Annotated in this window: 14 protein-coding genes, 4 tRNA genes and 1 riboswitch; of the genes, 17 read left to right on the top strand and 1 reads right to left on the bottom strand. The window is 28.9% G+C overall.

Features of this window, described 5'->3' with window-relative positions; translation table 11 throughout:
• Positions 1 to 39: 39 nt before the first annotated feature.
• The 9 genes from atpG (at position 40) to mreB (ending at position 8,311) form a co-directional block, all read left to right on the top strand.
• Complete coding sequence (atpG, locus tag AC4FQW_RS06945) at positions 40 to 894, top strand: ATP synthase F1 subunit gamma (protein ID WP_303129931.1); 855 nt, start codon at positions 40 to 42, stop codon at positions 892 to 894.
• A 17-nt stretch (positions 895 to 911) separates the two neighbouring features.
• Positions 912 to 2,309, top strand: a complete 1,398-nt coding sequence (gene atpD / locus AC4FQW_RS06940; RefSeq protein ID WP_303129929.1) for a F0F1 ATP synthase subunit beta — start codon at positions 912 to 914, stop codon at positions 2,307 to 2,309.
• Positions 2,310 to 2,323: 14 nt separating this feature from the next.
• On the top strand, positions 2,324 to 2,722 hold the full coding sequence (locus AC4FQW_RS06935; RefSeq protein ID WP_303129927.1) for an ATP synthase delta/epsilon chain alpha-helix domain-containing protein: 399 nt from the start codon (positions 2,324 to 2,326) through the stop codon (positions 2,720 to 2,722).
• A gap of 163 nt (positions 2,723 to 2,885) precedes the next feature.
• Positions 2,886 to 3,506, top strand: coding sequence for a hypothetical protein (locus AC4FQW_RS06930; protein WP_491148062.1), 621 nt, complete (start codon positions 2,886 to 2,888; stop codon positions 3,504 to 3,506).
• A 21-nt stretch (positions 3,507 to 3,527) separates the two neighbouring features.
• Positions 3,528 to 4,787, top strand: coding sequence for a UDP-N-acetylglucosamine 1-carboxyvinyltransferase (gene murA / locus AC4FQW_RS06925; RefSeq protein WP_491148060.1), 1,260 nt, complete (start codon positions 3,528 to 3,530; stop codon positions 4,785 to 4,787).
• Between the two features lie 115 nt (positions 4,788 to 4,902).
• The gene (gene spoIID, locus AC4FQW_RS06920) at positions 4,903 to 5,928 is read left to right on the top strand and encodes a stage II sporulation protein D (protein ID WP_491148059.1); all 1,026 of its coding nucleotides are present in this window, start codon (positions 4,903 to 4,905) and stop codon (positions 5,926 to 5,928) included.
• A gap of 124 nt (positions 5,929 to 6,052) precedes the next feature.
• Positions 6,053 to 6,829, top strand: coding sequence for a peptidoglycan DD-metalloendopeptidase family protein (locus AC4FQW_RS06915; RefSeq protein WP_491148057.1), 777 nt, complete (start codon positions 6,053 to 6,055; stop codon positions 6,827 to 6,829).
• A gap of 68 nt (positions 6,830 to 6,897) precedes the next feature.
• Complete coding sequence (gene spoIIID / locus AC4FQW_RS06910; protein WP_303129917.1) at positions 6,898 to 7,149, top strand: sporulation transcriptional regulator SpoIIID; 252 nt, start codon at positions 6,898 to 6,900, stop codon at positions 7,147 to 7,149.
• A 127-nt stretch (positions 7,150 to 7,276) separates the two neighbouring features.
• The gene (gene mreB / locus AC4FQW_RS06905) at positions 7,277 to 8,311 is read left to right on the top strand and encodes a rod shape-determining protein MreB (RefSeq protein WP_303129915.1); all 1,035 of its coding nucleotides are present in this window, start codon (positions 7,277 to 7,279) and stop codon (positions 8,309 to 8,311) included.
• A gap of 29 nt (positions 8,312 to 8,340) precedes the next feature.
• Here the strand turns inward: mreB and yyaC are convergent, their stop codons facing one another.
• Positions 8,341 to 8,880 carry a spore protease YyaC gene (yyaC, locus tag AC4FQW_RS06900; RefSeq protein ID WP_303129913.1) on the bottom strand — a complete coding sequence of 180 codons (540 nt, stop codon included), beginning with the start codon at positions 8,878 to 8,880 and terminating at the stop codon, positions 8,341 to 8,343.
• A gap of 106 nt (positions 8,881 to 8,986) precedes the next feature.
• On the opposite strand from yyaC, the gene AC4FQW_RS06895 reads away from it, so the two are divergent.
• The 8 genes from AC4FQW_RS06895 (at position 8,987) to metK (ending at position 12,792) form a co-directional block, all read left to right on the top strand.
• Entirely contained in the window at positions 8,987 to 9,595 is a 609-nt protein-coding gene (locus tag AC4FQW_RS06895) for a hypothetical protein (RefSeq protein ID WP_491148054.1), read from the top strand.
• 164 nt (positions 9,596 to 9,759) lie between these two features.
• A tRNA-Tyr gene (locus AC4FQW_RS06890) sits at positions 9,760 to 9,845 on the top strand.
• Positions 9,846 to 9,854: 9 nt separating this feature from the next.
• A tRNA-Val gene (locus tag AC4FQW_RS06885) sits at positions 9,855 to 9,930 on the top strand.
• Positions 9,931 to 9,957: 27 nt separating this feature from the next.
• Positions 9,958 to 10,033 (top strand) — tRNA-Thr (locus AC4FQW_RS06880).
• Between the two features lie 5 nt (positions 10,034 to 10,038).
• Positions 10,039 to 10,124, top strand: a tRNA-Tyr gene (locus AC4FQW_RS06875).
• Positions 10,125 to 10,245: 121 nt separating this feature from the next.
• Positions 10,246 to 10,980: a hypothetical protein gene (locus tag AC4FQW_RS06870; RefSeq protein ID WP_491148052.1), complete on the top strand. Its 735-nt coding sequence runs from the start codon at positions 10,246 to 10,248 to the stop codon at positions 10,978 to 10,980.
• Positions 10,981 to 11,304, top strand: a complete 324-nt coding sequence (locus tag AC4FQW_RS06865; protein WP_491148050.1) for a PadR family transcriptional regulator — start codon at positions 10,981 to 10,983, stop codon at positions 11,302 to 11,304.
• Positions 11,305 to 11,430: 126 nt separating this feature from the next.
• Positions 11,431 to 11,540: riboswitch (SAM riboswitch) on the top strand.
• Positions 11,541 to 11,616: 76 nt separating this feature from the next.
• A complete protein-coding gene (metK, locus tag AC4FQW_RS06860; protein WP_491148048.1) occupies positions 11,617 to 12,792 on the top strand; it encodes a methionine adenosyltransferase in 1,176 nt (391 codons plus the stop codon).
• The last annotated feature ends 24 nt before the right edge of the window (positions 12,793 to 12,816 follow it).

The raw sequence follows: 12,816 nt of genomic DNA, 5'->3' as shown, positions 1-12,816 counted from the left end.
GCTTATTATAAGCTATGCCATCTTTTAGGAGGTGGAGGTATGGCAGGAGCTGGACTTATTGAAATAAAGCGTAGAATTAAGTCAGTAGAAAATACAAAAAAGATAACAAAAGCCATGGGACTTGTTGCCACTTCTAAGTTAAGAAGAGTCAGAATGGAATTAAACAAAAATAACAAATATTTTGAAGCTACTAAAAATATAGCACAAGAAGCTTTTTCATCAGTTGATATTGAAAAAGAAGGTATATATTTTAAAGGTGGACAGTCAAAAAGAAAGTTATATATTGTTGTAACATCAGATTCAGGATTATGTGGAGGATATAATGTTAGTGTTGCATTAGGACTTAAGAATCACGTTGGAGATGAAAAATCAGATAGCTTAGTTATGTGTTTAGGAAAAAAAGGTGTATCTTATATGAAGAGATATGGTTTCCAAACTGTAGCAGAATATGTTGATATAAAAGAAACAAGTGATATGAAAGAAGTTTCAATGATTTATAAACATGCATTAAGATTATATAATTCAAATGAAGTTGGAGAAATTAATGTTGTATATACAGAATTTACATCTCCAGTTTCTCAAGTTGTAAAGGTAGAAAAATTATTACCTATAGAATTTGATGAAATTGAAGAAGATAGAGGTTTCATGGTAGAGCCTCATAGTGAATCTTCAATAGAGGCAACTTTTGATTTTTATTTAAAATCTAAATTAGTTAATTGTATTTTAAATGCAAAAACTAGTGAACAATCTGCAAGAATGACAGCTATGGATGGCGCTACAAAGAATGCAGATGACTTATTAGATTCATTACATACAAAATACAATAGAATAAGACAAAGTGCTATAACCCAAGAAATAGCAGAAATAGTAGGTGGGGCAGAAGCACAAAAATAGTGAGGAGGTATAATCATATGCCTAATAATATAGGAGAAGTAGTTCAAGTTATTGGACCAGTAGTTGATATAAAATTTAATACTGAGTCACTTCCAAACATATATAATGCTATTGAAATAGAAATGGACGGAAACATATTAGTAACAGAAGTTGAGCAACACGTTGGTGATGATATAGTAAGAACAATAGCTATGGAAGCGACAGAAGGATTAAGAAGAGGAATGAAGGCTGTAGATACAGGAAAGCCAATTTCTGTTCCAGTAGGTGAAGTTGTTTTAGGTAGAATATTTAATGTTTTAGGAAATCCAGTTGATTTAGACTTAGCTGGAAAAATTGAAGCAAAAGAGTTCTATCCAATACATAGACCAGCACCATCATTTGCAGAGCAATCAGTTAAGCCAGAAATGTTTGAAACAGGGATTAAGGTTGTTGACCTTATAGCTCCTTATCAAAAGGGTGGTAAAATAGGTCTATTCGGAGGTGCTGGAGTTGGTAAAACAGTACTTATCCAAGAACTTATAAATAATATAGCTAAAGAACACGGTGGATTATCAGTATTTACAGGTGTTGGAGAAAGATCAAGAGAAGGTAATGACCTTTACTATGAAATGAAAGATTCAGGAGTTTTAGCAAATACAGCATTAGTATTTGGACAAATGAATGAGCCACCTGGAGCTAGAATGAGAGTTGCTCTTACAGGACTTACAATGGCAGAATATTTTAGAGATCAAGGTCAAGATGTGTTATTATTCATAGATAATATATTTAGATTCTCACAAGCTGGTTCAGAAGTTTCAGCTTTATTAGGTAGAATACCTTCAGCAGTTGGTTACCAACCAACACTAGCTACTGAAATGGGTTCTCTTCAAGAAAGAATCACATCAACAACTCATGGATCAATCACATCAGTTCAAGCAGTATATGTTCCTGCTGATGACTTAACAGACCCAGCACCAGCAACAACATTTACACACTTAGATGCAACAACAGTTTTATCAAGAAGTGTAGCTGAACGTGGAATATATCCAGCAGTTGACCCACTAGATTCAACTTCAAGAATATTAGATCCAAGAGTAGTTGGAGAAGAACATTATGAAGTTGCATCAAAAGTTAAGCATATATTAGAAAGATATAAAGAACTTCAAGATATTATAGCTATACTAGGTGTTGACGAGTTATCAGATGAAGATAAAGTTACTGTAAGTAGAGCAAGAAAAGTTCAAAACTTCTTATCTCAACCATTTACAGTTGCAGAACAATTTACTGGAATGCAAGGTAGATATGTTACAATTCAAGATACAATAAAAGGTTTCAAAGAAATTATTGAAGGTAAGCATGATGAATTACCAGAATCAGCGTTCCTATTTGTTGGAACTATAGAAGAAGCTATAGAAAAAGCAAAAACTTTAGCGTAAGGGGATGATGCGATATGGCAAATACCTTTAAACTGAAGATAATGACACCAGACAAAATTAAGTTTGAAGAAGATGTTATAAGTATTTTAACAAAGACTGAAAATGGCAAAGTTGAAATACTTGCAAACCATGCATCTATAGTAATCAATACAATACCATGTATTACAGAGATAACTAGATCTAATGGTGAAAAAATAGAACTATTTACTTCAACTGGTGTAATTGGATTTAAAAAGAATGTTTTAGATTTTTGTTGCGAAGCTTCTGAAACTAGAGAAGAAATAGATTCAGGAAGAGCACAAGAGGCAAAACAAAGAGCTGAAAAGCATATGAAAGAAGAAAACTTTGATAAAGAAAGAGCTGAATTAGCATTAGCTAGAGCTTTAACAAGATTAGAGTTAAAGAAAAGATAAAAAAAGACTTAGGTAATATTACCTAAGTCTTTTTTCATTTATAGCTATTTTATGACAATGTATCACAAAAAATAATAAAAATTATATATTATAGTATAAGATAAATTATATGAATAATAAAATATAAAAATGATAATAATTATGATGTAAGGAGTTGGGGATAATGGGGATAAAAAACTTTTTCATCTATATTATTATTTTTTCTATTAATTTATCAGGAGTTTCAATTAATAATTTAGAAAATATATCTTTTTATCAATTAGAAAATTTTTTGATTAATAAAACTGAATTTAATGAAAATGGAGTTAAGTTACAATATAATATTGGATCAAATAAAGATTATGAATTAAATAGAATATTAGGATTGATGAGTGATAAATATAAAATTGAAAATATAAATAATAAATATCATTTTTATTTAAAAAGTAATAATATTATTGAAATAAAAATTTGGGAAGAAGATAATATTACATTTGTTGAAAGCTTCATAATAAATAAAAATAAATGTATGTCAACTGAAGATTTAAAAAGAGAATTAGATAATATTTTATCAAGTAAAGTTAGAAATAAAATATACTTTAAATATTATAAGGGAGAAATATCCAATACAGATAATTTTGATATAGATAATATAGAATTAAAAAAAGAATTATTAAAAATTGAAAATGGATATGTAGGAAAAGAAACATTAAAGAATGGAGAAAAGCTAAGTTATGGAATTATGAAATATAACACAGGAGTATATCTTGTTATAGGTACACCAGTTATATTTACAACATACTAGAAATTTATTATGGAGGAAAATATGGAAAAGATTATAGTGAGAGGTGTAAAAGAACTATCAGGGGAAGTTAATATAAATTCAGCTAAAAATTCAGTACTACCAATAATAGTTTCAACAATATTATCTCCAAACAATATAATAATAAAAAAGACGCCAATGTTAGAAGATGTTCAAGTTATATTAAATTTACTTAAAGAGTTAGGTGCATGCATTAGTTATTCAAAAATAGATAATTCTTTAAAAATAAATACAAGCAGTATAAAGGTTTTTGATTCAACAAATGAATTAGTAAGAAAAATGAGAGCATCGTTTTTGATAATGGGACCTATGCTTTCAAGGTTTGGATATTGTAAGATTGCCATGCCTGGAGGATGTAATATAGGAAGTAGACCTATAGATTTGCATTTAAAGGGATTCGCTGCTTTAGGTGCAGAAATAATAAAAGGACATGGTTATATAGAAGCAAAAGCAAAAAGATTAATAGGAAATAGAATATATTTAGACTTTCCATCAGTTGGAGCTACAGAAAATATAATAATGGCTGCTGTTTTAGCAAGTGGAACTACAATTATAGAAAATGCTGCTGAAGAACCAGAAATATGGGATTTAGCTAACTTTTTAAATTCAATGGGAGCCAAAATAAAAGGTGCTGGACTTGGAAAGATTACAATAGAAGGTGTAGATTCACTAAAAGGATTAGAATATAAACCTATTTATGATAGGATAGAGGCTGGAACATTTATGGTTGCAGCAGCAATGACTAATAGCGTTATAAAAATAAATGATATAAATGAAGAACATTTAAGACCGTTAATAGAAAAGTTAAAAGAATGTGGAATTATATTTAATGAAGAAGAGGATGGAATAATAGTAGATGGTAGGTTTGATAAAAAGCCTGTTGATATAAAGACGTTACCATATCCAGGATTTCCAACAGATATGCAACCTCAGATGATGGCTTTATTATCAATTTTAAATGGGTCTAGTTTAGTTACAGAAACAGTATTTGAAAATAGATTTATGCATGTTCCTGAATTAGTAAGAATGGGAGCTAATATCAAAATTGATGGTAGAGTTGCAGTTGTTGAAGGTGTAAGAGGATTAACTGGATGTGAAGTTAAAGCCACAGATTTAAGAGCTGGTGCTGCTATGATATTAGCAGGTTTAGTTGCTGATGGAGTAACAGAAATATCTGATATATATCATATTGATAGAGGGTATTTAGATATAGAAGAAAAATTTAGAAATCTTGGTGCAGAAGTTTATAGAATAAAAAAATAGAAGGTATAATACCTTCTATTTTTTTATGTGCTTTACATAAATATAGCTTTAAATGTACTATTTTTATTTAAAAATCATATAAATAAATTGTATACATAAAGAGGAGGGAATGGGAATGAGGGAGAAAGATATAATAGAAAATATTAAAGATATATGTATAACAACATTATTTATTATGGTATTTATTCTTATTATTCCATATATACTTATGGGAAGTGGTATAGAAAATTTTACTTCAAATGAAAATTTAAATGATAGTTCTATTATTAATATAAATATAAAGGGTGAGGAGAATGTTAAAGTATTTAGGCATAGTACTAATAAAATTGAAACTATTCCTGTAGAAGAATATTTGTTAGGTGTTGTTTCAAGCGAGATGCCAGCGAGTTTTGAGTTGGAAGCATTAAAGGCTCAGGCTATAGCTGCTAGGACATTTTATTATAGTAAAAGGCTTAATAATTGTAAGGAAGCAAAAGGTGGGGAAATATGTGATGCTGTCCATTGTCAGGCATATATGAGTAAAGAAGAAAGGTTAGAAAAGTGGAGTGATAAGGAACGTAAGAATAATTATGAAAAAATAAAAAAAGCAATAAATGAAACAAAGGATATGGTATTAATATATAAAGGAAAACTTGTTTTATATCCACAATTTTTTTCAACAAGTTCTGGAAAAACAGAAAATGCTGAAGATGTATTTTCATCTGAGGTACCTTATTTGAAATCTGTTTTTAGTAAGGGGGAAGAAGTTTCTAATTCTTATGAATCAGAAAAAATAATAAATAACAATGATTTTATAAATATAATAAATACAAGTTATGCTAAAGCCGGTCTTACAGAAAAAAATATAAGAAGTAAAGTAAAAATAAAATCAAGAACTGAGGGGGGATCTGTAAAAGAAATTAAGATAGGAAATATAACTATTAAAGGAACAGATTTTAGAAAGATGTTCGATTTAAAATCTGCAAACTTTACTTTGGAGTTTTCAAAAGATAATGTTAATATATCTTGTAAAGGTAGCGGGCATGGAGTTGGAATGAGTCAATGGGGAGCGAATATAATGGCCAAAAATAATAAAAAATATGATGATATATTAAAGCATTATTATACTGATATTGAAATTGGTAAGGTAAAATTCAAATAAATTTATAGATATTTAAAGAGTGATATTTGATTAAAAATCAAATATCACTCTTTTTATTATAATTTTTATTAAAAATGTATTATTTTTCATATTATGGACACAATACGAAAAGGAGGTGTTTATTATGAACAAAAAATTAAATGGATTAAATGAAAAATTTAAAGGTGTAAAAACCTTCTTTAAGAAAGAAGGTTTTTATGTAGCGTTATTTGTTGGATTATGTGTAATCACTATAGGTGGAGCTATAGCAATAAAAAGTGCAACAAATAATAAAGAAGATCAATCACAAACTCAATCACAACAAGAGATAACACTTAATGTTGAGGAAAATAAAGAAGGAAAAGTTGATAGTGTTATGGAGAATTCCGAAAGAGTTGATAGTACACAAAACAACAAGAAAGAAGAAAATAAACAAACAAGTCAGGCTGTAGGAAATACTAATAAAATGAATTTTACTAAACCTGTAGATGGAATATTACTACAAGGTCATAACGAACCATACCTATTTAAGGATGGAAAGGTTGTAAAAGATGGAGAAAAGGGAGATTCAAGTTATAGCTATGGTGGAATATCTGTTAAAGCAAAATTTGGAACTCCTGTAAAAGTAGCTGAAGCTGGAGTTGTTGATGAAATTGTCGAAAATGATGTTACTTATGGCGTTACTGTTGTAGTTAAACATGCAAATGGAATGAGAACATCTTATGCAAATTTAGATAAAGCATTAAAAGTTAAAAAAGGTGATAAAGTTACTAAAGGTCAAGAAATTGGAAAAATTGGTAATACATCAAGCACTTTAAAGATGTGTGTTAAAGAAGACTTTTTACATTTAAAAGTTTTATTAAATAAGAACAACAAATACACAGAAGTAGATCCATTAAAATACTTTAATTATAAAAAATAATTAGGTGAAAAATATTAATCAGCCATTTTAATATGGCTGGTTAATATAAATTTAAGGAGGTAGTACTCTTGAAAGATTATATTCAAGAAAGAGTTTTAGAAGTAGCACAATATATAATAGATTCGAAATCAACAATAAGAAAGACTGCTAAAGTTTTTGGAGTAAGTAAGAGCACTATTCATAAAGATATGACCGAAAGATTACCTAAAATAAACCCTATAATTGCTGAAAAGACTCATAATATTTTAGAACTTAATAAAGCAGAGCGTCATATAAGAGGTGGAAAAGCTACTAAAATGAAATATAAATCAGCTGAATAGGACTATTATTAAGAAGCTTAAAGTTAAATAAGTAAGTTGAATTAAATCCACATTCAATATATAATTTACTTTATATTAAAAGTGTAAAATTTTCTAATATATAAATAAATTAGGAGTGGATTTTAAAATGTGGTTTTGGAAAACAGGAAGTGAATTAGGGATAGATTTGGGAACAGCAACTGTATTAGTTTATGTAAAAGGAAAAGGTATAGTATTAAAGGAGCCTTCAGTTGTTGCAATTAATAGAAATAATGGAAAGGTTTTAGCAGTTGGAGAAGAAGCAAGAAAAATGATTGGAAGAACACCAGGAAATATTGTTGCGGTTAGACCTTTAAAAGATGGAGTTATATCAGATTATGATATGACTGAAAAAATGTTAAAAGAATTAATAAGAAAAGCTTGTGGAAGCAAAAAGATAATGGCGCCAAAGGTTATGATATGTATACCATCACAAGCATCAGAAGTTGAAAAGAGGGCTGTTATGGACGCAGCAAGAAATACTGGTGCAAAAAATGTTCATCTTATAGAAGAACCCCTTGCAGCTGCAATAGGCGCAGGCCTTGATATAACTAAGCCAGATGGATATATGATAGTTGATATAGGTGGAGGAACTTGTGATGTTGCAGTAATATCATTAGGCGGAGTAGTAGTTAGAAAATCAATAAAAGTCGCAGGAGACAAGTTTGATGAAGCTATTATAAAGTATGTAAGGAATAAATATAAAATAATGATTGGTGAAAAAACAGCAGAACAAATTAAAATTGAAATAGGATCAGCTTTTGATAATTCTGCAGAAGAGAAAATCTCAGTTAAAGGTAGAAATTTAAGAACAGGGTTGCCAGATGAGATTATGTTAAATTCAACAGAAATAAGAGAATCTCTAATAGATACAGTTAATTTGATAGTAGATTCCGTTAAGTCAGTACTTGAGAAGACACCACCTGAAATATCAGCAGATATAATTGAAAAAGGAATCTTAATGACTGGTGGAGGTTCATTACTTAAAGGATTAGATAAACTCATAGAGGTAGAAACAGGCGTTTCAGTTAAAGTTGCAGAGAATTCAATTGAAGCTGTTGCAGAAGGTACAGGTTCTGTTTTAGGATATATTGATAAATTAGATAAAATTGTAAATCGCGAAGAAGTAGTTTTAATAGAGTAACATTATAAATACCCCTTTTATAGGGGTATTTATAATGTTTTTTTTTCTTGATAATTGTATTCATAATAAGCATGTAAAATACCTTTTGAAATAACTTTTGCAATATCAAATACAAATGATAGTCTTATTGAGCGTTTATAAAATAAATCTGCATGTTCATTTGAATCTATAATACCAACTATGGATTTTTGACCTACATCAGGTAATGATTTTCCTACACCTTTTCCAGGCCTAATAGGAAAATCTCGAATGTGAACTTCACCTATAGAAGATTCTTCACCTAAACAAGCATCTATACCTATAATGTATGAGTTAGGATGGTCAGATAATATAGACTTTAATTTTTTATCTATATTTAATGCATGAATTGGAGAGTCAATTGAACCATAAACAGGAATTGGTAGCATACTTTCTTTTAATAATGTTCCAACTAAAGGCCCAAGGCAATCACCTATACATTTGTCAGTACCTATACAAACAATAACTAAATTTTCAGAGAAGCATTCTAGTATAGATTGAGCAATTGTATAGTAAGCAAAAGGGTCATTGTAATGAACCTTTTTTTCCATATATACACCTCCTTGAAATATATATATGAAATTGAAATATAGAATAGAAGATATGAATAAGAAAAAGTAAAATGGACAATATCTAATATAGGAGGTGTACATAAATATGAAAAAATTAGTAATAACAATTTTATTAGCAATGGCAACATCCTTGACTATTTATTTTATTAGCTTTTGGACTCCTAGCAATAATATTATTGATATAGAAAAATCAAGAGTTAATAATGTAGGGGAAGGTAGTAATGATAAAAATATAGAAGACAATAAAAAGAATGATGTTGTTAGTAAGGATAATATTAAAGATAAAGGGGATAAATCAAAATTAAGTGATGAATCTATTAAAAATAAAAAAGAAAATTTACTAAATGAGAAAGATAATAAATTAAACTATAATGAAGAAATAAAAAAAGATATTAATCATAACAATGAAGGTAAATCAAGCGAAGCGAGCGTAAAAATATTTAATGTAAATAAAAATGAGATATTTGAAAGTCTAAGTTTAAAAGATAAAACTAAGTTATTGTCTGTTGCAAAAAAGATATCAACAGTTGATGGAGAAAAAATAAAAAATAGTATTAAAAATGAAGATGAATTTAGAGGAGTTAGTGAAGCTTTTAAAATAATTAAGCTTAGGCTTACAAAAAAGGATTACAATGAAGTAAAAGAGATACTTTCACCATATATAAATATAGAATTATTAGAACAATTAGTATAATATAAGTTTTATAGTAAAATGGTGAAAAAGATAGAATTTTAAAGTTAAATAAAAATAATTCTGTTAAATGGCATGGTTTTTAATTTGAAATAAATATGAGTTAACTATATACTAACTATTGTCGGTTGAGCGAGTAAGCCAAACGACTTAAAACTTTAAAAGCTGGTGGAGTTCCCGAGTGGCCAAAGGGGGCAGACTGTAAATCTGTTGTCAGTTGACTTCGAAGGTTCGAATCCTTCCTCCACCACCATTTATTTATGGGCGCATAGCTCAGCTGGGAGAGCACCTGCCTTACAAGCAGGGGGTCACAGGTTCGAACCCTGTTGTGCCCACCATTAACTTTTAAAGATGAAAATAAATATGCTGATGTGGCTCAATTGGCAGAGCAGCTGACTTGTAATCAGCAGGTTATCGGTTCAAGTCCGATCATCAGCTCCAAATTAGGTGGAGTTCCCGAGTGGCCAAAGGGGGCAGACTGTAAATCTGTTGTCAGTTGACTTCGAAGGTTCGAATCCTTCCTCCACCACCAAGCACTAAGAGTATTCTTAGTGCTTTTTTTATTTTCCTTAGTACCTTGTTTGACAAAGTATATACCTTGTAATACAATGTATATATAATTATAAATAGATTTTATAAGGGAAGTGAATAAGATGAGTATAAAGGGTGTATATTTAAAAGAAATAAATAAGTTAAGTCGATTAATGAGAGAGAAAGATAAAATAATATATGAAGAAATTATAATATATATGAGATTATCAGGTTTAAAGGATATAGATATAGAAGAAACTTTAATAGAAATAGGGGATATGATTATACAGTCAGAGAATGATAATAAAGATATAAATTATTTGATAGGAGATAATTATATAAAATTTTGTGATAATATAATTAACGAAATAAAATCTAAGTATAGTAGATTTGATAAAATAATAAATAATTTTAAAGTTCAGGTATTTTTAATATCCATGGCTGTTTTATTTACTATAAATTATTTAATTACTCAAGGAATAACTTTATTCAAAGATGAAGGGTTTACTTTAAATTATAATCTTACAATTAATCAATTAATTTCAAATTTAATAATAAGTATAATTTGCTATTTAGTATTTTTAGAGATAAAAAAAGATTCTATAAAGAATTATAAAATCAAATCTGATGTAAATTTTAAAAAAATAGATAACAAATTAATAAAATTCATTATTTTATTTTCTATGATTTCATTTGCTATAATGATAACTGTTAAGACAATAGTTCCGCAAATAAATTTAATTGATACAAAAATATATTTTTTAGTATTACCATTTGGGATTTTATATGAATTAAATGAATATATTAATGAGAAAGAATATAAAAAAAGAAGAGGGATAAAGAAAGAGTTGATATAAATGAATAAAAAAACACAAATGCTTAAGGGAACATTAGAAGGGTGCATATTAGCTATAATATATAAGAAAGAAACTTATGGATATGAAATAATATCAACTTTAAAAGAATATGGGTTCGATAATGCTTCAGAGGGAACTATGTACCCTTTACTTTTAAGATTGGAGAAATCCGGATTTTTAACTGCAACTATTAAGGATTCTGGTGTTGGTGCAAAAAGAAAATACTATAGTCTAACTGAAGAGGGAATAAATGAATTAAATAATTTTATAAAAAATTGGAATGAATTAAAAATGAATATAGATAATATAATTAGTTCAGTATAAATCGATTAAATTTAAATATAATTTAATGGATTTATATATTTAATTAAAATAATACAATATAAAAATATTGACTATTAAAAATCTATGTGTTAAAATTGCGATTAGTAAAATAATTAAATAAAGAAGCTCTTATCAAGAGAGGTGGAGGGAGACGGCCCTATGAAGCCCAGCAACCTACAAATATTTAAATATTATGTGTGGTGCTAATTCCAGTAGTTTATACTACAAGATAAGAAAGATTAGAATACAATCTCTTCTTATCGAAGAGTTTTTTTTATTGTAAAAATATTAGAAAATTCGGAGGAAAAAGGAATGAGAAGATTATTTACATCAGAATCAGTTACAGAAGGACATCCAGATAAAATCTGTGACCAAATTTCAGATTCAGTATTAGATGCTATATTAGCAAAGGATCCACATGCTAGAGTTGCTTGTGAAACATGCACAACTACTGGTATGGTAATGGTTATGGGAGAAATATCAACTAACTGTTATGTTGATATTCCTAAAGTTGTTAGAGAAACAATTAGAGAAATTGGATATGATAGAGCTAAATATGGATTTGACTGTGATACATGCTCAGTAATGACAACTATAGATGAACAATCAGGAGATATCGCTATGGGTGTTGATGAAGCACTTGAGTCAAGACAAGGAGAAAAAGATGAAGTTGAAGCAGTAGGTGCTGGAGACCAAGGTATGATGTTTGGATATGCTACAAATGAAACAGAAGAATTTATGCCTACTCCAATTGCTATGGCTCATAGACTTTCAAGAAGACTTACAGAAGTAAGGAAAAATGGAACATTATCATACTTAAGACCAGACGGAAAAACTCAAGTTACAGTTGAGTATGAAAATGATAAGCCAAAGAGAATAGATACTATAGTAATTTCAACTCAACATGATGAGTGTGCTACTTTAGAACAAATTCAATCAGATTTAAAAGAACATGTTATAAATGCTGTAATTCCAGCAGAATTATTAGATGAAAATACAAGATATTTCATAAACCCAACTGGAAGATTTGTTGTTGGTGGACCACAAGGAGATAGTGGATTAACAGGAAGAAAGATAATAGTTGATACATACGGTGGAATGGGAAGACACGGTGGTGGAGCATTCTCAGGAAAAGATGCAACTAAAGTTGATAGATCAGCAGCATATGCAGCAAGATGGGTTGCTAAAAACTTAGTAGCAGCTGGAGTAGCTGATAAATTAGAAATACAATTAGCTTATGCTATTGGAGTTGCAAAACCAGTATCAATTCAAGTAGATACATTTGGAACTGGAAAAATAGATGAAGCTACTATAGTTAATATAGTAGAAAAAGTATTTGATTTAAGACCAGGAGCTATAATAAGAGATTTAGATTTAAGAAGACCAATATATAAGCAAACAGCAGCTTATGGACACTTTGGAAGAACTGATGTTAAACTTCCATGGGAAGAGTTAAATAAGGTAGAAGCAATAAAGAAATTATTATAATTTAAAAAAGATGCCAGATTTCTG

It is taken from the genome of Clostridium sp. TJA085 (genome assembly GCF_058310235.1).
Note: the sequence above shows the minus strand (reverse complement) of the source record. Positions and strands in the feature narration are given on the sequence as shown.

Coding starts and splice junctions, on each gene's coding strand:
- atpG (WP_303129931.1), top strand. CDS start 40: ATGGCAGGAGCTGGACTTATTGAAATAAAGCGTAGAATTAAGTCAGTA.
- atpD (WP_303129929.1), top strand. CDS start 912: ATGCCTAATAATATAGGAGAAGTAGTTCAAGTTATTGGACCAGTAGTT.
- AC4FQW_RS06935 (WP_303129927.1), top strand. CDS start 2,324: ATGGCAAATACCTTTAAACTGAAGATAATGACACCAGACAAAATTAAG.
- AC4FQW_RS06930 (WP_491148062.1), top strand. CDS start 2,886: ATGGGGATAAAAAACTTTTTCATCTATATTATTATTTTTTCTATTAAT.
- murA (WP_491148060.1), top strand. CDS start 3,528: ATGGAAAAGATTATAGTGAGAGGTGTAAAAGAACTATCAGGGGAAGTT.
- spoIID (WP_491148059.1), top strand. CDS start 4,903: ATGAGGGAGAAAGATATAATAGAAAATATTAAAGATATATGTATAACA.
- AC4FQW_RS06915 (WP_491148057.1), top strand. CDS start 6,053: ATGAACAAAAAATTAAATGGATTAAATGAAAAATTTAAAGGTGTAAAA.
- mreB (WP_303129915.1), top strand. CDS start 7,277: ATGTGGTTTTGGAAAACAGGAAGTGAATTAGGGATAGATTTGGGAACA.
- yyaC (WP_303129913.1), bottom strand. CDS start 8,880: ATGGAAAAAAAGGTTCATTACAATGACCCTTTTGCTTACTATACAATT.
- AC4FQW_RS06895 (WP_491148054.1), top strand. CDS start 8,987: ATGAAAAAATTAGTAATAACAATTTTATTAGCAATGGCAACATCCTTG.
- AC4FQW_RS06870 (WP_491148052.1), top strand. CDS start 10,246: ATGAGTATAAAGGGTGTATATTTAAAAGAAATAAATAAGTTAAGTCGA.
- AC4FQW_RS06865 (WP_491148050.1), top strand. CDS start 10,981: ATGAATAAAAAAACACAAATGCTTAAGGGAACATTAGAAGGGTGCATA.
- metK (WP_491148048.1), top strand. CDS start 11,617: ATGAGAAGATTATTTACATCAGAATCAGTTACAGAAGGACATCCAGAT.